Here is a 20702-nt window from a genome sequence, read left to right as displayed (position 1 = left end):
TGCGGTTGAATGCAATCTCAGGGGGTTTAGAGTATAATCAACCGTGTGGATTGGGGATGTAAGAAGTTGGTGTTTTGTTGACGCCAATGCTAGTGGCCCTCTTAACAAAAAGATCGGAAAGAGTGGCCCATATTGGATGCAAAAGGAGTCGAAACGATGGAATTTTCCTTGATTCTTACTGCGATGGGTGTTGCTTTTGGCTTAACTGTGTTATTTGGACCGCTGGTGATCCCGATGCTCAGACGGCTGAAATTTGGCCAAGCGATCCGACAAGAAGGGCCCCAGGCCCATCAGGCAAAAGCGGGAACCCCGACTATGGGAGGGGTGATCTTTCTCACCGCATTAGTGTTGACTGTGATCCCGGTGGGGAAATGGTTCCACATGGACGACTCGTTTGCCGATATCTTTTTTCTGTTGTTTGCCATTTTGGGCTATGGGATCGTAGGATTCCTGGACGACTATATCAAGGTTGTCATGAAGCGGAACCTGGGATTAACCTCCCGGCAAAAGTTGCTGGGTCAATTGTTTATCGGGCTGGTTTTGTTCTGGGTGCTGTTGGAAGTGCGGGTCAACCGGGGGGAGTACGAATCGATTTCTGTTCTGCAAATACCAGGGACTGAGATCGAGTGGCAACTCAACTGGATGTACCTTCCCTTACTGGTGTTGATGTTGGTAGCCACTTCCAATGCCGTCAACCTTACCGACGGCCTGGACGGCCTGGTGGCCGGGACGGCAGCGATTGCTTATGGTGCCTACGCCATCATCGGTTTGATGCAGGGAAACCCCCATGTGGTCATTTTCGCCACTGCAGTAGCCGGAACGATGCTGGGCTTCCTCGTTTTTAACGCCAATCCGGCCAAGGTGTTTATGGGAGACACCGGTTCTCTTGCATTGGGCGGAGGGTTGGCCGCACTTGCGGTCATCACCAAGACGGAGCTGCTGCTGGTGGTGATCGGCGGAGTGTTTGTCATTGAAACACTCTCTGTTATCATTCAGGTGATCTCCTTCCGGTTGACCGGCAAGCGGGTGTTTCGCATGAGCCCCCTTCATCATCATTTTGAGTTGTTGGGTTGGTCGGAATGGCGGGTGGTGACGGTGTTCTGGCTGGTGGGAACCGCCTTTGCCGCAGGCGGGATCGGATTGTATGCACTGACCGGTTAATCTTTCCTTTCTCTCATTTCCCGATTCTATTTCTTTTTTTTCCTTCATAGATTGGGAGTGAGAGCGTAAAGGAGGGGAAACTGGTGAAACGAAACAAGAGCCGCATGAACCGTGCGGGACAAGCGTTACAGTCCCATGTACAAAACCAGATGTCATTGTACCTGTTTGTGGTCGTCTTGTTTATGATGGGAGTGATCTTTGGGGCGGTCATCGTCAACACCCTTTCCCCTGTTCAAAAGGAGAACCTTCTTACCTATTTGGGCCATTTTTTTCGGGGGATGGAACAGCAGACGATCGCTGAACCCCGTATCGCCTTTCAACACACACTGGGGAGTCATCTGAAAACGTTAGGATTAATGTGGATCCTGGGTGTGTCGGTGATCGGGGTGCCGTTTATCTTTGTCCTCATTTTTCTCAAGGGACTGGTGATCGGCTTTACCGTGGGGTTCCTGGTCAACCAGTTGTCTTGGCAAGGGGTGTGGTTTGCTTTTCTCGCGGTGGTTCCACACAATTTGTTGGTGGTTCCGGCATTGATGATCGTGGCGGTCAGCGGAACATCCTTTTCCCTGTTGTTGGCCAGGAACCGGTTGATTCAGCGGCGCGGCATGATTTATCCCCAGTTTTTGTCGTATTCGATTTTAGTGACGGTGATGGTAGGGGTGTTGATGGTGGCATCCTTTTTTGAAGCCTATGTCTCGCCGACCCTGATGCGATGGGTGATTCCCACTATCTAGCAGATTATAATTACTTTAATATAATATATATTATAATGTATTTGACTTTCCATTCTCGTCTCCCCTATAATAATGTCAGGAGCGTAGGGGGGATGGAAATGGAAGAAAGAGTGAAGCAAATTAAGCAACAGTTGTCCGCGCACAACTATAAATTAACCCCCCAACGGGAAGCGACGGTCCGCGTATTGCTGGAAAACGAACAGGATCATCTCAGCGCGGAAGATGTCTACCTGTTGGTTAAGGAAAAAGCCCCTGAGATCGGTTTGGCCACGGTGTACCGGACATTGGAGCTTCTAAGTGATCTGCAGATCATCCATAAGCTGAACTTTGGGGATGGTGTTACCCGATATGAATTTCGGGCGGAGGATGCAGAGCACCATCATCACCACCTGTTCTGTCTCCACTGTGGAACCGTGGATGAAATCACAGATGATTGGCTTGGACCGATCGAACAGCGGGTGGAAAAAGAATTCGACTTTCAAATTATTGACCACCGGTTGACGTTTCACGGGATCTGTCACCGGTGTAAAGATCAAGTCAAAGATCCCAAAAAATTGGTGGGTTCCAAAGTGACGTGAGATCCTCTCGGATCTCGCGTTTTTTAATGTATGAACCGATGGAAGCCGGTGGTATGATAGTAGTTGAAAAGGGGGGAGTGTTAGATGATTGTCGGTGTTCCCAGAGAAATCAAAGATAATGAAAACCGCGTAGCGATCACTCCTGCTGGAGTGGACGCCCTGGTGGGAGCGGGTCACGAGGTTTGGATCGAACAAGGGGCAGGGGAAGGGAGCGGCTTTCCCGATGAAGCGTTTACCCAATATGGCGCTAAAATCCGGAAAAATGCGGCAGATGTCTGGGGAGGCGCCGATCTGATTTTGAAGGTGAAGGAGCCGCAACCTTCAGAGTATGATTATTTCCGGGACGGGCTTAATCTTTTTACTTATTTGCATCTGGCGCCAGAACCGGAACTGACCCGCGCCCTAATGGAAAAAAGAGTGACAGCGGTCGCTTACGAGACCATCCAGCTGGACAATGGCTCCTTGCCTTTGTTAACGCCGATGTCGGAAGTGGCAGGACGGATGTCGGTTCAGATCGGAGCGCAGTTTTTGGAGAAACCAAAAGGGGGCAAAGGGGTCCTACTAGGAGGAGTCCCCGGCGTTCTGCCGGGAGAAGTGGTTATTATCGTGGGGGAATCGTCGGTACCAATGCGGCCAAGATGGCTTTGGGTCTGGGAGCCAATGTAACCATGCTGGATTTGAACCCGGATCGGCTGCGGCAATTGGATGATCTATTCCTTGGTCAAGTACGTACGCTTATGTCCAATTCTTACAATATCGGACAAGCCGTACAAAAAGCAGATCTTTTGATTGGGGCGGTTCTCATCCCCGGCCACCGGGCACCGCGTCTGGTAACGGAAGAGATGGTGAAAACGATGTCTCCCGGTTCTGTCATCGTCGATGTGGCGATCGACCAGGGGGGGTCCATCGAGACGATCGACAGGGTAACTACCCACAGCAGGCCCACTTATGAAAAACATGGTGTGGTTCACTATGCGGTGGCCAACATCCCGGGAGCGGTGGCTCGCACGTCCACCTACGCCTTGACCAATGTAACCATTCCTTATGCCGTACAGATTGCCAACAAAGGGGTAGAGCGGGCTCTTAGAGAGAGTCGGCCGCTGGCGCGGGGACTCAATGTGTTCGGCGGATATATCACTTATGAGGCGGTGGCGGAAGACCTCAACCTGCCCTACCGGTCGCTGGACGACTTGATGGGAGAAACGATTTTAGGCTGAAGCATATCGGCTCTGGTGTGTCCATACAATGGGGGTAACGAAACGGGAAAGGACGACCTCCATGATCTCCTTGAAACGGCTGGCAGGCTGGGTCCAATGGTTGACCCTATTTGTCATTTGGACGTTAATCCTGTATCATGTGGTGGCTCTCCTCTCCTCCTGGTTAGAGCCCACCCATCGCTATGGGGAACCCAAGGGACGGGCGATCAAAGTGTTCGCTCCCTCCGCAGAACAGGAGCAAGGTGTGACGCTGTGGGCGGAATTGGGGGACCGGCTCCGGTTGTTTTATCGAATCGGGGAGTGAGGAAACCGCTGAGGGGACGACCTGAAGCGGCCTTTTTGTTGTGTATTTGATGAGGGGGTAGTGGGTGTGAAGTCATATCGACGGATCGCATGTATCGTATTGGACAGTGTCGGCATCGGAGCGTTGCCCGATGCGGAGAAGTTTGGGGATGTGGGTGTCCATACCCTGGGCAATATCGCGAAAGTAAGGGGGCTTGCACTACCGAATCTCGCCTCATTCGGTTTGTTCAACATTGAACCGGTGAAGGGAAACGGTCCGGTGGATCGTCCCCGTGCTCATTATGGAAAAATGGCCGAGGTTTCCGCCGGGAAGGATACCACCACCGGACACTGGGAACTGATGGGGGTTCATACAACGAAGCCGTTTCAAACCTATCCCGATGGCTTTCCCCGCGAGTTGATCCAGGCTTTTGAAGAAAGGACAGGCCGAAAAGTGTTGGGTAACAAGCCAGCCTCCGGTACGGCTATCATTGAAGAGCTGGGGGAGAAGCATCTCAACACCGGTGATTTGATTGTTTACACATCGGCAGACAGTGTGTTTCAGATCGCAGCCCATGAGGAAACGGTTCCGCTGGACGAGCTGTATCGTTATTGTGAAATCGCCCGGGAGCTGACATTGGATGACCGTTTTGCCGTGGTGCGGGTGATCGCCCGTCCCTTCATCGGAAAGCCGGGCTCTTTTGAACGAACGGCCAACCGGCGCGATTACTCGGTGAAACCTCCTCATGCCACCGTGATGAATCAGCTGGAAGATGCGAGGCTGGACTCCATCGCAATCGGCAAGATCTCGGATATTTATGATGGGGAAGGGATTACGCATTCCATAAAAACAACGGACAATCATGACGGGGTGGATAAACTGGTGGACGTGATGAAAGAGGACTTCCATGGTCTTGCATTTGTCAATCTGGTGGATTTTGATTCCAAGTTCGGTCATCGTCGCGACCCGGAAGGATATGGCCGTGCTCTGGAAGAGTTCGATCAGCGTCTTCCTGAAATTGTGGATTCGATCGGAACGAACGATCTATTGATTATGACGGCCGATCACGGCAACGACCCGACCTATAAGGGAACGGACCATACCCGGGAGTATGTGCCGCTGCTGGTATGGAGTCCATCCCTAAGAGAGCCGGGAGCCTCGTTGGGTGTACGGAGCACGTTTTCCGATGTCGGTGCCACCGTGGCCGCCAACTTTGGCTTGGATTCTCCCCGTCATGGGGACAGTTTTTTGGATGAGCTGACGGTTAAATAAAGGGGAGGCACAAAACAATGAAACCAATGGTGAAAGAAGCAAATGAGGCGGCTGCATACATTCGAAAGCAATCCGGTCACCGTCCCGCAATCGGATTGGTGCTGGGGTCCGGTTTGGGCGTGCTGGCGCAGGAAGTGACAATTGCCGATGTGATTCCCTACGGGGATATCCCCCATTTTCCTGTATCCACAGTGGAGGGACATGCCGGACAACTGGTATTGGGGGAACTGGAAGGCCAGACGGTGGTGGCGATGCAAGGTCGTTTTCACTACTACGAAGGGTATGGATTGGATCAGGTTACATTCCCGATCCGTGTGATGAAAGAGCTGGGAGTGGAGACGTTGATCGTCACCAATGCAGCCGGCGGTATTCAAGTCGACTTTTCTGCCGGGGATCTGATGCTGATCCGGGACCACATCAACTTCATGTATGACAATCCGTTGATGGGACCCAATGCTCCGAAATGGGGCGTTCGGTTTCCCGACATGTCCGAAGCCTATGATCCGTCTTACCGCCAGCTGGCCAGGCGGGTGGCGGAAGCGCTCGACATTCCGCTTCAAGAAGGGGTGTATGTCGGCTTAACCGGGCCCACGTACGAAACGCCGGCAGAGATCCGTATGTTTCGCAAACTGGGGGGAGATGCCGTCGGCATGTCCACTGTTCCCGAAGTGATTGCGGCCCGGCATGCGGGCATTCGGGTGCTGGGCCTCTCCTGCATCTCCAATCTGGCTGCCGGAATGCTGGATCAGCCGCTTTCTCATGATGAAGTGATGGAAACGGCGGAACAGGTGAAGCCTCGTTTTATCCGTCTGGTCAAAGGAATTGTAAAAGACATCCGTTCCGTTTGAACTTTTCACAAAAGAAAGGAAGAAGATCATGTCCCGTTATGAACAAATTCAAGAAGCACGTGCACGGATACAAGAAAAAACGTCCCATCGTCCTGCGATTGGACTAATCCTGGGTTCCGGGTTGGGGGATTTGGCCAACGATATGGAAGAGGCGGATGTGATCCCGTACTCAGATATTCCTCACTTTCCGGAATCGACTGTGGAAGGGCACGCTGGGCAGCTGGTGCTGGGGCGTCTGTCGGGGAAGAACGTGGTCGCGATGCAGGGTCGTTTTCACTACTATGAAGGGTATCCCCAACGGGACGTCGTCTTTCCGGTCTATGTGATGAAAGCCCTGGGTATAAAAACCTTGATCGCTACCAATGCCTGCGGCGGTATGAATCCGGATTTTAAGGCAGGCGACTTGATGCTGATCGACGATCATCTCAATCTAACCGGAACGAACCCCTTGATCGGCCCCAATGATTCCCGGTTGGGGGTCCGCTTTCCTGATATGTCCGCTGCCTATGACAAAGACCTGATCCAACTGGCCCACCGAGTCGGCGAGGAGCTGGGGATCCCCCTTCAACAGGGTGTGTACGCCGCCATCAGCGGTCCGGCTTACATGACACCGGCAGAGCTGATTATGTTGCGCAATCTGGGAGGGGATACCGTCGGAATGTCCACCGCACCGGAAGTGATTGCCGCCCGTCATTGTGGTCTGCGCTCTTTGGGAATCTCCTGCATTACCGATATGGCGATCGGTGAAGAGCTGGAGCCTCTCACCCATGAGCAGGTGGTGGAAGTGGCCAACCGGACGAAGCCCCGTTTTATTCAGTTGGTCAAAGGGATCATCGCCGAGGTCGAAGACTGATGAGAACGTCTGATATCATTCGTAAGAAGAGGGAAGGAGACTCCCTCTCCCCGGATGAAATTCGTCATCTAATCCAAGGGTATGCCAAGGGAGAAATTCCCGATTACCAGCTTTCCGCATGGGCGATGGCCGTTTTTTTCCAAGGGATGGACGAGCGGGAGACGGCTGATCTAACGATGGAAATGGTACGTTCCGGCGATGTGGTCGATTTGTCGGCGATCCAAGGGGTGAAAGTGGATAAACACAGCACCGGTGGAGTGGGGGATACCACCACGTTGGTGCTGGGGCCGATGGTGGCGGCCGTCGGCGTACCGGTAGCTAAATTGTCCGGACGGGGGTTGGGGCATACCGGGGGAACAATCGATAAATTGGAGTCATTCCCCGGCTTTTCCACCAGCTTGTCGACAACAGCCTTTGTCCGCCAGGTAAACGATTTGGGTATTGCGGTCATGGGGCAGACGGCAGCCCTCACTCCGGCCGACAAGCAACTGTACGCGCTGCGGGATGTAACCGCGACGGTGGATTCCATCCCGCTCATCGCCAGTTCGATTATGAGCAAAAAGATCGCGGCAGGTGCTGACGCGATCGTTTTGGATGTAAAAACCGGTGGCGGTGCCTTTATGAAAGCGGAAGAGCGGGCCCGGGAATTGGCCGAGGCCATGGTTCGCATCGGAACCCATGTGAACCGCCGGACAGTGGCGGTGATCAGTGACATGGACCAGCCCTTGGGCAGGGCTGTCGGCAACGCGCTGGAAGTTCGTGAAGCCATTGATACGCTGCGGGGAGAGGGGCCTGCCGACCTGACGGAACTATGCCTGGAATTGGGTGCACATATGGTGGTTTTAGGGGGACGTGCGGATACACCGGAAGAGGCCAAGCAGAGGTTGAAGGCCTGTCTGGCTGATGGTTCGGCCCTGGAGATGTTCCGCCGGTTTGTGCAAGCCCAAGGCGGTGACGCGCGGGCGATCGATCATCCGGAACTCCTCCCCCAAGCCGACCATGTAGTGGAGGTAACGGCCGACCGTTCCGGAACGGTATCCGCTCTGGAATCGGAAACCATTGGTCTGTGTGCGATGAAACTGGGAGCGGGACGGGAAACAAAGGAATCCGACATTGACTACGGAGTGGGTGTCGTCTTGGAGAAAAAGGTGGGAGATCCCGTTCGGGAAGGGGATGTGTTGGCTGTTCTCCATGTACGAAAAGGCGGTCCCGTCGATGAAGTGACCGAGAAGCTCCGGTTTGCCATCCGGATCGAAAATCATGCGGTTTCCGCACCGGTATTGATCAAAGGTGTTGTTACGCCGTAAAGGATTGAATCACCCCGTTGGTTTTAAAAGCCAGTCCTTAAGGGACTGGTTTTTTGGTTCAATGGAACCTTCCGGATAAACATGGAATATTTCTCCTTTCGGCTGATCAAACTAGGGACACCACTCCAGGAGGAGGGAAGCGTTGATGCACAAGCGAATTGGTTTTGGGATCATGGTGCTTTGTTTAGCCCTGAATGCAGCGATGCCGCTCCCGGCGGCCGCCGCAACGGAAGGAGGGCTAGCTCCGGAAGCCCGTTCCGCTATTTTGTTGGATGCGGATACAGGTACCGTCCTGTACGAAAAAAACAGCGATGAATCTCTTCCCCCGGCCAGCGTGACGAAGATTATGACCATGCTGTTGATCATGGAAGCGCTGGATGAAGGGAAAATCTCCTTTGACGACACAGTTCGGATCAGCGAACATGCTGCTTCCATGGGCGGATCCCAGATTTACCTGGAACCGGGTGAAACGATGACGCTGCGTGATCTGTTTAAGGCGGTAGCCGTCGGCAGCGCTAATGACGCCTCCGTTGCATTGGCAGAACACATCGCGGGCACGGAAGAAGCATTCGTAGCCAACATGAATGAACGAGCGGCTCAATTGGGGATGAAAAATACTCACTTTGTCAACCCCAATGGCCTTCCTGCCAAGGATCACCGTACCACTGCCCGGGATATTGCTACGATGTCGAGAGAGCTTGTAAAACATAAGGATGTCACCGAGTTCACTCGCATTTACGAAGATTATCTGCGCAAGGATTCAGATAATCCCTTTTGGCTGGTTAATACCAACCGGTTGGTTAAGTTTTATGAAGGGATGGACGGATTGAAGACCGGTTTTACCGCGGAAGCGAAGTATTGCCTTGCCGCCACCGCTCAACGGGGCAATTTCCGATTGATCGCTGTTGTGATGGGGGAACCCAATCCCAAGGCGCGCAACCGAGAGATTACTCGCATGTTGGATTACGCATTCAGCCAGTACAATAATCATGTTGTTTATCGACAGGGGGATTCGATCGCCCGTCTAAAGGTGGACAAGGGGCTCCGCAATCAAATCGATGTCCGCTCCCCGCAACAGTTTAGTATCCTTATCAAAAAAGGGGAAAAGCCGGATCAGTACACCAAGCGTCTGGAGTGGGAAAAATTGAAAGCCCCCATTAAAAAAGGGCAGCGATTGGGACGGGTCGTGGTGGAGAAAGACGGAAAGGCCGTGTCGGAGATGGACTTGCTATCCGCACGTGATATCCCCCGGGCCGGCGCATGGACGTTGTTTAAACGTACTGTGAAGAAGATGCTCTTTTTGCCGGAGGAGGCTCCGATCTCCGAAGAACCTCCAGCATAAAGACGAGCTTGCGATTAGAGCGTGTCTGGTCATTCATTTTTCCATGAGAAAAAGGGAGGGTTGGGTTGGCTTTTGGTACGCCTTTGCGGCTTTTTGCAACGAAACGAAGACAGCCAACCCAACCCGGGATCTTGCCCTACGGATTGTTCAGATACGCTCTAGAAAATGAGATAAAAAGATCGACAAATCGAGTCCTCTCCATGGCGGGAGGACTCGATTTTTTTCCTCTTTTGTCAAAGAGCAGGAACCGGCAGCGATTTTGTGGAATGGGAAGGGGTGCACGAGGTCGGATCACTACCAGATCTAGCAGGGGGGAAACAAAGTGAGTTTATTTGTTGATGTCACCCATCGACGGAACGTGTTGATCGTCCGCCTCTCGGGGGAATTGGACCACCATACGGCGGCAGAGGCACGGAAGCGAATGGATGCGGAGTTGGCTAAGGGAATTTATGCCCATATGATACTCAATTTGTCCGAACTCTCGTTTATGGACAGTTCTGGATTGGGTGTGGTGCTGGGGCGTTATCGACAAATTTCGGAACAGGGAGGAAAGTTGTACCTCTGTTCTGTCCATCCTTCCATTCACCGTCTGTTTGAACTCTCCGGGATGTTTAAAATCCTCGCTCTGCATGATGATGAATTTGCGGCGTTGCGTGCTTGCGGGGTGGCGTCATGAGTTCATTCCACAATCGAATGGAGCTCCGGTTTGCCAGTCGTTCAGAGAATGAGTCCTTTGCCCGTGTCGCGGTCGCTTCATTCATATCGCAGTTGGATCCTACTATGGAAGAGCTGACCGATATTAAAACAGTGGTGTCGGAGGCAGTCACCAATGCGGTGATCCATGGGTATGAGGAAAAGACCCACGGGACGATCACCATCCGCACCGAGATTCATGGAAACGAAATCGCTATCACCATCGAAGATGAGGGACTGGGCATTCCTGATGTAGAGGAAGCGCGCCAGCCGCTGTTTACTTCTAAGCCGGAACTGGAACGTTCCGGTATGGGTTTTACCATTATGGAGAACTTCATGGATCAGGTGGAAGTGGATTCGGCACCGGGAAAAGGGACACGCATCCGTTTGATGAAGCGCCTCAAAACCCAACAACAGACCATTCGGAATTAAGGGTGGGTGGGGCCATGGATTCGGATGTGCGCAACTCCAAGCACAAACATCTGTCCGACGATGAAGTCAAAAAGCTGATCCAATCCAGTCAAAAAGGGGATACCGAGGCGCGGGACCGGTTGGTCCAGCACAATATCCGGCTGGTATGGTCGGTGGTGCAGCGCTTTCTCAACCGGGGGTATGAAGCGGAGGACCTCTTTCAGATTGGATGTATCGGGTTGTTGAAAGCAGTGGACAAGTTTGATTTAGGATACGACGTAAAATTTTCCACTTACGCGGTGCCGATGATTATCGGAGAGATCCAGCGGTTCCTGCGGGATGATGGAATGGTGAAAGTGAGCCGTTCCCTGAAGGAGTTGTCCAACCGGATCCGCAAGGGTAAAGATGAACTGACCAAACGTTTGGGCCGTTCTCCCACAGTGCATGAACTGGCGGAGGAGATGGGAGTGACGGCGGAGGAAATCGTATTTGCTCAGGAAGCCAACCGCACTCCCGCTTCCATCCATGAAACGGTCTACGAGAATGATGGCGATCCCATCACCTTGATGGATCAAATCTCCGACGAATCCGGGGATGCCTGGTTTGACAAACTGGCGCTGAAAGAAGCGATGGAACAATTGGATGAGCGGGAGCGGTTGATTGTCTACCTCCGCTACTTCAAGGATAAGACACAGTCGGAGGTGGCGCAGCGGCTTGGGATTTCCCAGGTGCAAGTCTCCCGGTTGGAGAAAAAGATTATTCGCCGTATGCGAGAAGAGATGGACGGTTCTGCTTGAAGGAACCAAAAAACGCCCGTCAGGTTCGGGCGTTTTTTGTATGGCTCATGGAAACGCGATCCATACTAACGCCAGGGAGGTTCTGAAGGGAAGGGATCCCGGTGTCCAAGGTGGTTTACATCCAAATGAAAAAGCGGATCCAAGCTCCAAAGGGGCGAATGATCCACCTTGGCGAGGTGGCCCATCTCCTCGCACAAGGGGATGAAGAAAAGCTAAAACGCCTTCCCGTGGCTCGCTTTCAACCCGGAAACAGTTCCGTCATGATGGTGGAGTGGATGGATGTGGTCCGTGTATTGCGACAAATAGGGCCGGAATGGGACTTCAGACAAATCGGCCCTCCTCACACCATCGTGGAGCAATCCTCTCCTTTAAACCGTTCCCGTGCTCTTTTGGTTTTTCCGGTATGGTTGCTTTTATTTGTCGGCTCGGGTTTAGCGATCATGAATTTCCATGCTGATGTCAGTATGTTGGAGGTACACCAACGCATTCACTACCTGTTGACAGGGGTGGAATCGGAACGCCCTCTCCTCCTCCAGATCCCCTATTCTCTCGGAATTGGCTTGGGTATGCTCATCTTTTTCAACCACGTCTGGAAACGAAAGTTGAACGAAGAGCCGACACCGTTGGAGTTGGAGGTGTTCTTGTACCAGGAGAACATCGATCAGTATTTCGTGGATCATGAGAAAGCGAAGCGGGCTGGCAGCCATGACTCTTCTGGATGAATCGATATTGGTGCTGGTGGGACTGGCAGGAGGATTGGCTGTCGGCAGCGGATTGGTTGCATTTTTAACCGTATTGGACATCATCCCGAGATTGACTGTGTTGACCCGGAGCGTTCGGTGGATTCACTGGTATGAAGGAGCATTAATCGCAGGGGCGGTATTTGCCACTTGGGTGGACTTTCGCGATTGGCATGCGATTCCCCTCATGATGACGGTGATGCCGCTCATTGGCTTGTTAGCCGGTTCTTTTGTCGGTCTGCTTGCAGCGGGGTTGACTGAAGTGCTCAACGTGCTGCCGATCCTGGCCAAGCGCCTGGGAATGAAAAATCGGTTGGCCTGGTTGTTGACGGCGATGATTTTGGGGAAAATAGTGGGTTCACTGTTTCAGTGGATTGTATTTCTGGTTTTTTAGGGAAAGGTGTGATGGTTCATGGGTACATTTTGGTCCGCTTTTTTGGTCGGTGGTCTGATCTGTGTGGTGGGACAATTGCTGTTGGATTTGACGCCGCTTACGCCGGCGCACGTTCTCAGTCTGTTGGTGGTGGCAGGTGCCGTGATGGCAGGGTTTGGCTGGTATGAACCCTTGATTAAATTTGCCGGCGCCGGTGCCACCGTTCCCATCACCAGCTTTGGCAACTCGTTGGTGGAAGGGGCCATCAGTGAATCGAAAAGAAGCGGCTTGATCGGTGTATTGACGGGGATTTTCGAGATTACAAGCGCCGGTATCTCAGCCGCCATTATCTTTGGTTTTTTGACCGCTTTGGTCTTCCGGCCAAAAGGTTGATCCCATGCAGAAACGAAAGGTAATTGTCATCACGGATGGAGACCGGGTGGCCAAGAAGACGGTGGAACAGGTGGCAAGGCAGGTCGGAGGACGTTGTATTTCCGCTTCAGCCGGCAATCCGACTCCGCTCACCGGAGAACAACTGGTGGACATGATTCGGGAGGCGGCTTATGATCCGGTGCTGGTCATGTTTGATGATTGCGGTTCCAAACACAAGGGGAAAGGGGAACAGGCCCTGGAAATGGTTGCGTCCCATCCAGACATTGAAGTGTTGGGAGTGGTTGCTGTGGCTTCCAATTGCTCCGAAGTGGAAGGTGTCGCCGTCGATGTGGCCCTGGACCAAGATGGACGCGTGGTTCACCATGGTGTGGATAAAGACGGAGTGGAGCAGGTCCATGAGCCGTTGCGGATTAAAGGAGATACAGTAGATGTGTTAAACCAATACCGGTTTCCGTTAATAGTGGGGATTGGGGATGTGGGCAAGATGGATCATCATGATGATCACATGTGGGGAGCGCCTGTCACCACTCGGGCGGTTCGTCTGATATTAGAAAAAAATGATGAACATCCTCAACACTAATTGTTTTTGAATTCTAACGGTTGTCCCTTGGCAAGAACGTGTAAATGTGATATCCTCTTGTCAAATTAAATCGGAACCCCCATTTACCATGTGATTCTGCATGCGTAGAGGTGCAAATTGGCATCAGTACCCTTTCGGAGATCGGGCATCTAGGAAGAGAGGGGAAAGGGCGATTTGCCGAAGGATGACGAGTAGCCCGAACCCGCCATGCTGGTCTTTCGCCGAAGAGGCGACGGACTGCCGCAACAGTTGTTGCGGAGCGCTACCATCGGAAGAGCGTTCAAGCAACAGACGCATGCGTCCGTTGCTTTTTTATTGGGAGGATCGGAGGCTGGAGGATATGCACTTTCACGGAACCAGTCGTATCAATGAAAAAGGGCATCTAGAAATCGGGGGATGCGATACCACGGATTTAGTACGCCGCTGGGGTACGCCCCTGTATGTAATGGATGAGAACTTGATACGCAGACGGATGAGACAATTTATGGAGGCATTTGAAGCCACGGATCTTTCTTTTCAAGTGGCCTATGCCAGCAAGGCGTTCAGCACCTTGGCCATGTGTCGGCTGGTGGAGGAGGAAGGTCTGTTTCTGGATGTCGTCTCGGAAGGGGAGCTGTATACGGCGCTGGCAGCAGATTTTCCGGCAGAACGCATCTACTTCCACGGCAACAATAAAACCCCGTCAGAGGTGGCACGCGGCTTGGATGCGGGCATCCGGTTGTTTGTAGCGGATAACTTTACCGAGTTGCACCTGTTGGAAGCGTTGGCCCGGGAACGGGGGCTGCGGGTTCCGATCCTGTTGCGGACCACTCCCGGAGTGGAGGCCCACACCCATGACTACATTCAAACGGGTCAAGAGGATTCCAAATTTGGATTCGATTTGGGCAGCGGTCAAGTTCAGGAGGCCGTGCGGCAATGTATGGAATCGGATATCCTTCATTTGGAAGGGTTTCATTGTCACATCGGTTCGCAAATTTTTGAAGTGGAGGGATTTCGTCTGGCGGTCGCAAAAATGGCGGAACTGGTTCGCCATTGCCGTGAGCAGTTCGGCTTCCACACTGAAATTTTGAATTTGGGAGGGGGATTCGGCATTCGGTACAGCGAAGGGGATGAACCGCTGGAACCGGTCCGGTATGTGGAAGCGATTGCTCAAGCGATCTCCCAGGCGTTTTCGGAAGAAGAGAGGCCGGAAATCTGGTTGGAGCCGGGCCGCAGCATCGTCGGTGAAGCGGGCACTACTTTGTACGAAGTGGGAACGATTAAAGAGATCCCGGGCGTACGCAAATATGTGGCTGTGGACGGCGGCATGAACGATAATCTTCGACCTGCGCTGTATCAGGCCACCTATGAAGCGATTCTTGCCAACAAAGCCGACTGTGAACCGGAAGAAACGGTTTCGATTGCCGGTAAACTGTGTGAGACCGGGGATATGCTGATTTGGGACGCTTATCTGCCTGCGGTGGAAAGCGGCGATGTTCTGGCGGTGGGTTGCACGGGGGCCTACAATTACTCCATGGCCAATAATTACAATCGGATGCCCCGTCCTGCCGTCGTGTTCGTCGCTGATGGCCGGTCGGAGCTGGTGGTCATGAGGGAAACATTAGATGACCTCATCAGCCAGGATGTGATTCCGGAACGATTGAAACGCAAAACGATTCCTGCCTCTTCATAAGGCAGCAGCAGTGATCTCCCGCGCAACAGCGGGGGATTTTTTTATTCTCAAAGTGGTTCTCTTTGTGAAGCGTGGGGATGGGAGGGTGTTTCCAAATAGTTGATCGAATCAGTCGACTCTTGTATACTAAAGCAAGAATTGTCTAAAAATAAGGATATTAATCATGATCTTGCTTTCCGACAAAGAGCGACTTCGGAAAAAGAAGGTGATCAACATCTGGAAACTGCCGGGAGAGGGGCGTTTGCAACGAATGACGATTGCCGTCGTCGTTTCCTTCGCCTTATCCGTTACTCTCTGGCCCGTTGAATGGGCCTATGCCAATAAAAAAGAAGAACTGAACAAACAATTGGATGATATCAAGGAAAAAAAAGGAGAAACGGAGAAAGACATCCAAAAGTTGAAGGAGAAAATCGACGAGAAGAAAAAGGTTCTGAGCGGGTTGGAACGGAAAGTGGAGGTTACCCGGAAAGAATTGAACCAAGCCGAGAAAAGGTTAGAAAAGGCTCAGGAGACGCTGGAACAGTATAATGGCCAATATAAGAAAAGCGTTCGCAACATGTATTTATACGGGGATATGGGTCGGATGGAAAGCTTGTTGTCAGCGGAATCGTTCAACCAGTTCCTCACCCGTTTCGAGCTGATGCGTTTGATGGTGAAGCGAGACCACACCATTGTAAAGAAGTACTATGACGAGAAAGAGAAGGTGGAGAAAGAGCGGGACAAGATCAAGAAGCTGACCGATCAGCAGGAAAAAGAGGCGGCGGAAGCCAAAAAGGTGTATGACGAATTGGTGGTCGAGATGAAAAAGAACGAATCCGCCCTCGCCAGCTTGTCCAACGAGGAAAAAATCACCAAGGAGGAACTGGCCCAGCTGAACCTGGAGCATATCAAAGCGGGCAACTTTGCTTACACAGGTCCTCTGACTGTTCCTGTGCCCAACGGTCGCCGTACCTCTCCCTACGGGTATCGGGGCGGAGAGTTTCACACAGGGGTGGATTGGGCTGCTCCGGTAGGTACCCCGATTGTGGCGGCGGCTGACGGGAAGGTGATTCGCAGCCAAAGCTGTGCTTGCGGATATGGTTACTATATCATTATTGACCACGGCGGTGGAATCTTCTCTCTGTACGCCCATATGTGGGCCTCCTCCGTCCGTGTTTCCAGCGGGGCAGTGGTACGAAAAGGACAAACCATTGCCGGAGTCGGCAACAACGGACGCTCGACGGGACCTCACCTGCATTTTGAGGTGCATCGAGGACGGCTGAACAATCATGTGAATCCGTATAACTACATCCGATAAGCGCTCTTTGTCGATTCTACTAAGGGCCTAATCCTTTTGGGGGAGGAGGCTCGTTTTTTTGTTATTCTCTCTAGTTATTGATGGTTGGGCGAACCTTTTGTATACTAAATGCGGTTAATGGTTATGTAGGTCAATCGCCTCCAACAACCGAGAGATCCGATGGGAGAGGGTGATGAACATCTGGAAACTGCCGGGAGAGGGGCGTTTGCAACGGACGACGATCGCTGTCGTCACCTCTGTCGCTCTGGCTTTTTCCCTCTGGCCTCCTGAATTGGCCCAGGCCAACAAAAAAGATGAACTGAACAAAAAATTGGACGACATTCAGGAAAAAAGAGGCGAGACGCAAAAAAGCATCGAAGAGCTGAAGAAGGATATCGACGAGAAGAAAAAGGTCTTAAGCGAGCTGGAACTGCAATTGCAGGAAACTCAGGATGAGCTGGATAAAGCGGAAAAAAACCTGGAAGAGGCCCAGGAAACACTGGAGCAATACAATGGTCAGTTCAAGAAAAGCGTCCGAAACATGTACCTTTACGGCGACATAGGACGGATGGAAAACTTGATGTCCGCTGAATCCTTCAATCAGTTCCTCACACGCTTCGAGATCATGCGTCTGATGGTAAAGCGTGACCACTCCGTGGTAAAGAAGTATTATGATGAAAAAGCGAGAGTGGAGAAAGAACGGAACAAAATCAAGAAACTGAACGACAAACATGAAAAAGAGGCGGCGAAAGCGAAAAAGGTGTATGATGAGTTGGTTGCCGATATGCAAAAGAACGAATCCACCCTCGCCAACTTGGCGACTGAGGAAAGTAACACCAAGCAAGAGCTGGCTGAGCTGAATCTGGAGCATATCAAAGCGGGGAACTTCGCTTACCAGGGGCCGTTGCGCCAACCGGTGAACGGGCGAATGACATCGCCCTATGGTTACAGGGGAAGCGAATTCCATACAGGGGTGGATTGGGCTGCTCCGGTAGGCACTCCGATTTATGCTGCGGCCAACGGCAAAGTGATCCGCAGTCAGAGTTGTGCTTGTGGATTTGGCTACTACATCATGATCGACCATGGCGGCGGGATCTTCTCTCTGTACGCGCATATGTGGGCTTCATCCGTCCGGGTCCGGGCGGGGGATGTGGTACGGAAAGGTCAGCAGATTGCAGGGGTCGGTAACAACGGCCGCTCGACGGGCCCTCACCTTCATTTTGAGGTGCACAAGGGTCGTCCCGGGAATTATGTCAATCCGACTGCCTATTTCGGCGGATAGGATACTCGTATTCAGATCGACAGTGGAACCAAACCAGCGCCAAGTTTAGTTGGCTGCTGGTTTTTTTATTGATATCTGTGGCGAGTTTGTGCCCGTTTCAGTGGAAGCCGGCGAGGATTAATCCGTCTGTGTTAAGATAAGAATGTTGATTGTGAACGGGGTTTGAGAGGGGGTTTTTTATATGAAACGCATCTTGCGTGGAATCTCGGTTGCCGGTGTGATCGGTACATTCCTGATCTTGATTCAAGGAGCCCTGGTAACCAAAACCGGTTCCGGACAGGGGTGCGGCAACACCTGGCCTTTTTGTCACGGTGAAGTGTTTCCCAGCTATCATACCTTGGAGTTGTGGATTGAATACAGCCACCGGATTGTTTCAGCCGCGGTGGGGTTGATCGTCGTCATTACGTCGGCTTGGGCGTGGCGTGTTTATCGACAAAACAGTACTGTTAAATTTCTGGCCTTTTTCAGTGTTTTCTTCATTGTACTGCAAGGGCTGCTGGGAGCGGCGGCTGTTGTTTGGGGATCAAACGATGCGGTCATGGCACTACACTTTGGTTTTTCTTTGCTGTCGTTTGCCAGTATCGCCTTGTTGTCCGTTCTGTTGTTCCAACTGGGTAAAGAAAATCAGCCTCATATCCAGCGGCGTTTGGACGTCTCCCAACGGTTGAAGTGGGGTTTGTACGGATTGGCGGTTTACACGTACATCGTGGTCTACACCGGTGCCTATGTCCGTCACACCGGCTCCAGTTTGGGTTGTTCCACTTGGCCGCTCTGTAACGGGGTTTGGTTTCCCGACCTGACCACCCAGGCAGGAATCCAGCTTACCCACCGCTTGTTTGCCGCCATGCTGCTGGTGTTTACCGTTTGGTTGTTTGTGGTGGTGCGCCGCCATTACACTGGACATGCGGATTTGGTCAAGGCAGCGCAGCTCTGTTTGGGACTTACCCTGTTGCAAGTGATCAGCGGAGGGTTGGTGGTGTTGTCCCAATTGCAATTGGTGATCGCGTTGTTGCATACTACATTGATCGCTCTCTATTTCGCCGCCCTCTGTTACCTGTGCCTTCAGGTCGGGCTGCCGTGGAAGAGCGATTGGGATGAGGATTCCTCGATGTCCGCTAAAACGGGGAAATCAACAACACCGTAAAGTATAGGAACCATACTGGAAGCGTATCGGTGGTTGGGAAAGCCGCTCCCTTATCGGGGGTGGCTTTTTTCGTTTCGGCCCAGCCAAACAGAGTAGTCCGTTTGGCTGGGCCGATAAAAATTTCTTGACTCCGATAGGGGTTACCTAGACAATTGGTAGTGAACACATCAAGGGGGGCGTTTGTATGATTAGAAAGAATTTTTTTCTCTTTATCACTCTTCTTTCGGTTTTAGCACTTGCACTCGCGGGTTGCGGAAGCGCTCCGGACCAGGGCAAGGATGCTGATGGAAACGGAGCTGGAGAGGTTCGGATCACCATCGGGACCGGCGGGAACAGTGGGACCTACTACCCGCTGGGAACGGCTTTAGCGCAAAAGATCTTCAGCAAAGTGGATGGGGTAAGCCAAGCTCGCGGGGTGACGACGGGTGCTTCTGTCGCCAACATTCAGGAGATGGCACAAGGGAAATATCAAATGGCGTTTGTACAGAACGATATCGCTTACTTTGCGGTCGAAGGGGAAACCTTGGGTGACTTTGAGGGGAAACCGGTCGAAAACATTGCCGGGATGGCCACCCTTTACCCGGAAGATATTCAAGTGGTGACACGCAAAGACAGCAAGTTGGAATCGTTGGAGGACCTGAAGGGAAAGAAGGTGGCGGTGGGTGATCAGGGCAGCGGCGCCGAAGTGAACGCCAAACAGGTGCTGGAAGCCGCCGGCATTACTTACGATGACATCGAAGTCAACTATCTCGGGTTTGGTGATGCGGCACAGGGATTGCAAAACGGGACACTGGACGCCGCATTTATCACAGCCGGCGCTCCCACGAGTGCCATCCAGGAGCTGGGTGCGACACAAGAAGTGCGTATCTTGTCCATTCCGGATGAGGTCATTCAAGCATTGACCAGCGAGTACTCGTACTTTACGGAACAAACCATTTCCGCTGATACCTATGCGGATCAGGGTCAAGAAGAAGACATCAAAACCGTGTCCGTTATGGCCATGCTGATTGTCGATCAGGAGCTTTCGGAAGACTTGGTTTACAATCTGACGAAAGCGATGTTTGAAGAAAAAGAAGCACTGGACGCGGCACACGCACGGGGGGCCGATATCACCCTGGAATCGGCTTTGGAAGGGATGTCCATCGAACTTCACCCCGGTGCCAAAAAATACTACGATGAGCAGGGGATTTCAGCGGAATAATGCGTTTGCGCAACATACAAAAGGCATTGCGTTTCCGCAATGCCTTTTCTTTTCTATTGGGTGCGGTTCTGTTTCTGGGTGCAGTTTTAGTACTCAGTCAATCGATAGTTGTGTTGCAAGTGGTAGATGAGACCGATCAACCCCTCATCATCCATCCCGTGGAGAGCGGAACCCGTTTTTCCCACCAATACCGGCACTCTGTCGCCAAGTGTCCGATTATCGAAAAATTCGAGTTGGACAATCAAAGCCGCATGGTGTTGATGGAAAGCTGGAATTGCAGTTTTGGGGCGGGAATCGCCACCGAACCGCCTCCGGGAGCCTCCGATCGGCTGGTGGATGGATTTTATGTGATCGAGGATATCGGTCAAGTGGTGCCGGAACTTTTTTTCCATCCTGTCGCCATTACCGATCACCGGTTGACGGTGGAAAATCAAACCTGGAACCTGTCTGAGCCCCCCTTTGAAGGGCAAACCATCCGGTTGACGATTGAACAGACGACACGTTGGCGATATTGGGTGCATGTCATTCAAGCCGGATAACCCCGC

Annotated in this window: 22 protein-coding genes, 1 pseudogene and 1 riboswitch; all 23 genes and pseudogenes read left to right on the top strand. The window is 52.3% G+C overall.

Annotated elements, in window-relative coordinates; genetic code table 11:
- Nucleotides 1-156: 156 nt before the first annotated feature.
- The 23 genes and pseudogenes from mraY (at nucleotide 157) to JOE21_RS02665 (ending at nucleotide 20696) form a co-directional block, all read left to right on the top strand.
- Entirely contained in the window at nucleotides 157-1161 is a 1005-nt protein-coding gene (mraY, locus tag JOE21_RS02775; RefSeq protein WP_309862030.1) for a phospho-N-acetylmuramoyl-pentapeptide-transferase, read from the top strand.
- A gap of 83 nt (nucleotides 1162-1244) precedes the next feature.
- The gene (spoIIM, locus tag JOE21_RS02770; protein ID WP_309862027.1) at nucleotides 1245-1895 is read left to right on the top strand and encodes a stage II sporulation protein M; all 651 of its coding nucleotides are present in this window, start codon (nucleotides 1245-1247) and stop codon (nucleotides 1893-1895) included.
- Between the two features lie 98 nt (nucleotides 1896-1993).
- Nucleotides 1994-2473, top strand: coding sequence for a ferric iron uptake transcriptional regulator (fur, locus tag JOE21_RS02765; protein WP_309862026.1), 480 nt, complete (start codon nucleotides 1994-1996; stop codon nucleotides 2471-2473).
- A gap of 84 nt (nucleotides 2474-2557) precedes the next feature.
- Nucleotides 2558-3690: pseudogene (ald, locus tag JOE21_RS02760) on the top strand (alanine dehydrogenase).
- A 61-nt stretch (nucleotides 3691-3751) separates the two neighbouring features.
- Nucleotides 3752-3994 (top strand): DUF4227 family protein, encoded by a 243-nt coding sequence (locus JOE21_RS02755; protein ID WP_309862024.1) that lies wholly within the window; start codon nucleotides 3752-3754, stop codon nucleotides 3992-3994.
- 66 nt (nucleotides 3995-4060) lie between these two features.
- Complete coding sequence (locus tag JOE21_RS02750; protein WP_309862022.1) at nucleotides 4061-5245, top strand: phosphopentomutase; 1185 nt, start codon at nucleotides 4061-4063, stop codon at nucleotides 5243-5245.
- 26 nt (nucleotides 5246-5271) lie between these two features.
- On the top strand, nucleotides 5272-6093 hold the full coding sequence (locus JOE21_RS02745) for a purine-nucleoside phosphorylase (RefSeq protein ID WP_309862432.1): 822 nt from the start codon (nucleotides 5272-5274) through the stop codon (nucleotides 6091-6093).
- Nucleotides 6094-6121: 28 nt separating this feature from the next.
- A complete protein-coding gene (locus JOE21_RS02740) occupies nucleotides 6122-6946 on the top strand; it encodes a purine-nucleoside phosphorylase (protein WP_309862020.1) in 825 nt (274 codons plus the stop codon).
- A complete protein-coding gene (locus JOE21_RS02735; RefSeq protein WP_309862018.1) occupies nucleotides 6946-8253 on the top strand; it encodes a pyrimidine-nucleoside phosphorylase in 1308 nt (435 codons plus the stop codon). The genes JOE21_RS02740 and JOE21_RS02735 overlap by 1 nt, the downstream gene beginning before the upstream one ends.
- A gap of 145 nt (nucleotides 8254-8398) precedes the next feature.
- On the top strand, nucleotides 8399-9595 hold the full coding sequence (locus JOE21_RS02730; protein WP_309862016.1) for a D-alanyl-D-alanine carboxypeptidase family protein: 1197 nt from the start codon (nucleotides 8399-8401) through the stop codon (nucleotides 9593-9595).
- Between the two features lie 322 nt (nucleotides 9596-9917).
- A complete protein-coding gene (gene spoIIAA / locus JOE21_RS02725; RefSeq protein WP_309862014.1) occupies nucleotides 9918-10271 on the top strand; it encodes an anti-sigma F factor antagonist in 354 nt (117 codons plus the stop codon).
- Nucleotides 10268-10720, top strand: coding sequence for an anti-sigma F factor (gene spoIIAB, locus JOE21_RS02720; RefSeq protein ID WP_309862012.1), 453 nt, complete (start codon nucleotides 10268-10270; stop codon nucleotides 10718-10720). The genes spoIIAA and spoIIAB overlap by 4 nt, the downstream gene beginning before the upstream one ends.
- A gap of 14 nt (nucleotides 10721-10734) precedes the next feature.
- Nucleotides 10735-11496, top strand: a complete 762-nt coding sequence (gene sigF / locus JOE21_RS02715) for an RNA polymerase sporulation sigma factor SigF (protein ID WP_309862010.1) — start codon at nucleotides 10735-10737, stop codon at nucleotides 11494-11496.
- Between the two features lie 101 nt (nucleotides 11497-11597).
- On the top strand, nucleotides 11598-12218 hold the full coding sequence (locus JOE21_RS02710; RefSeq protein WP_309862008.1) for a stage V sporulation protein AA: 621 nt from the start codon (nucleotides 11598-11600) through the stop codon (nucleotides 12216-12218).
- On the top strand, nucleotides 12202-12630 hold the full coding sequence (locus JOE21_RS02705; protein ID WP_309862006.1) for a stage V sporulation protein AB: 429 nt from the start codon (nucleotides 12202-12204) through the stop codon (nucleotides 12628-12630). Before JOE21_RS02710 ends, JOE21_RS02705 begins: the two co-directional genes overlap by 17 nt.
- A gap of 18 nt (nucleotides 12631-12648) precedes the next feature.
- A complete protein-coding gene (gene spoVAE, locus JOE21_RS02700) occupies nucleotides 12649-13002 on the top strand; it encodes a stage V sporulation protein AE (protein ID WP_309862004.1) in 354 nt (117 codons plus the stop codon).
- 4 nt (nucleotides 13003-13006) lie between these two features.
- Nucleotides 13007-13582, top strand: a complete 576-nt coding sequence (gene spoVAEA / locus JOE21_RS02695) for a stage V sporulation protein SpoVABEA (protein WP_309862002.1) — start codon at nucleotides 13007-13009, stop codon at nucleotides 13580-13582.
- Nucleotides 13583-13679: 97 nt separating this feature from the next.
- Nucleotides 13680-13855, top strand: a riboswitch (Lysine riboswitch).
- A gap of 67 nt (nucleotides 13856-13922) precedes the next feature.
- On the top strand, nucleotides 13923-15254 hold the full coding sequence (gene lysA / locus JOE21_RS02690) for a diaminopimelate decarboxylase (RefSeq protein WP_309862000.1): 1332 nt from the start codon (nucleotides 13923-13925) through the stop codon (nucleotides 15252-15254).
- Between the two features lie 163 nt (nucleotides 15255-15417).
- Nucleotides 15418-16551, top strand: a complete 1134-nt coding sequence (locus tag JOE21_RS02685) for a murein hydrolase activator EnvC family protein (protein ID WP_309861998.1) — start codon at nucleotides 15418-15420, stop codon at nucleotides 16549-16551.
- 172 nt (nucleotides 16552-16723) lie between these two features.
- Nucleotides 16724-17812, top strand: coding sequence for a murein hydrolase activator EnvC family protein (locus JOE21_RS02680; RefSeq protein WP_309861996.1), 1089 nt, complete (start codon nucleotides 16724-16726; stop codon nucleotides 17810-17812).
- A 181-nt stretch (nucleotides 17813-17993) separates the two neighbouring features.
- The gene (locus JOE21_RS02675; RefSeq protein WP_309861995.1) at nucleotides 17994-18956 is read left to right on the top strand and encodes a COX15/CtaA family protein; all 963 of its coding nucleotides are present in this window, start codon (nucleotides 17994-17996) and stop codon (nucleotides 18954-18956) included.
- 184 nt (nucleotides 18957-19140) lie between these two features.
- Nucleotides 19141-20157, top strand: coding sequence for a TAXI family TRAP transporter solute-binding subunit (locus JOE21_RS02670; protein WP_309861993.1), 1017 nt, complete (start codon nucleotides 19141-19143; stop codon nucleotides 20155-20157).
- Complete coding sequence (locus JOE21_RS02665) at nucleotides 20157-20696, top strand: DUF1850 domain-containing protein (RefSeq protein WP_309861991.1); 540 nt, start codon at nucleotides 20157-20159, stop codon at nucleotides 20694-20696. Before JOE21_RS02670 ends, JOE21_RS02665 begins: the two co-directional genes overlap by 1 nt.
- The last annotated feature ends 6 nt before the right edge of the window (nucleotides 20697-20702 follow it).

Source organism: Desmospora profundinema, assembly GCF_031454155.1.
Taxonomy (GTDB): Bacteria; Bacillota; Bacilli; order Thermoactinomycetales; family DSM-45169; genus Desmospora; species Desmospora profundinema.
The sequence above is the reverse complement of the archived record's forward strand: the minus strand, read 5'-3'. Positions and strand labels throughout refer to the sequence as shown.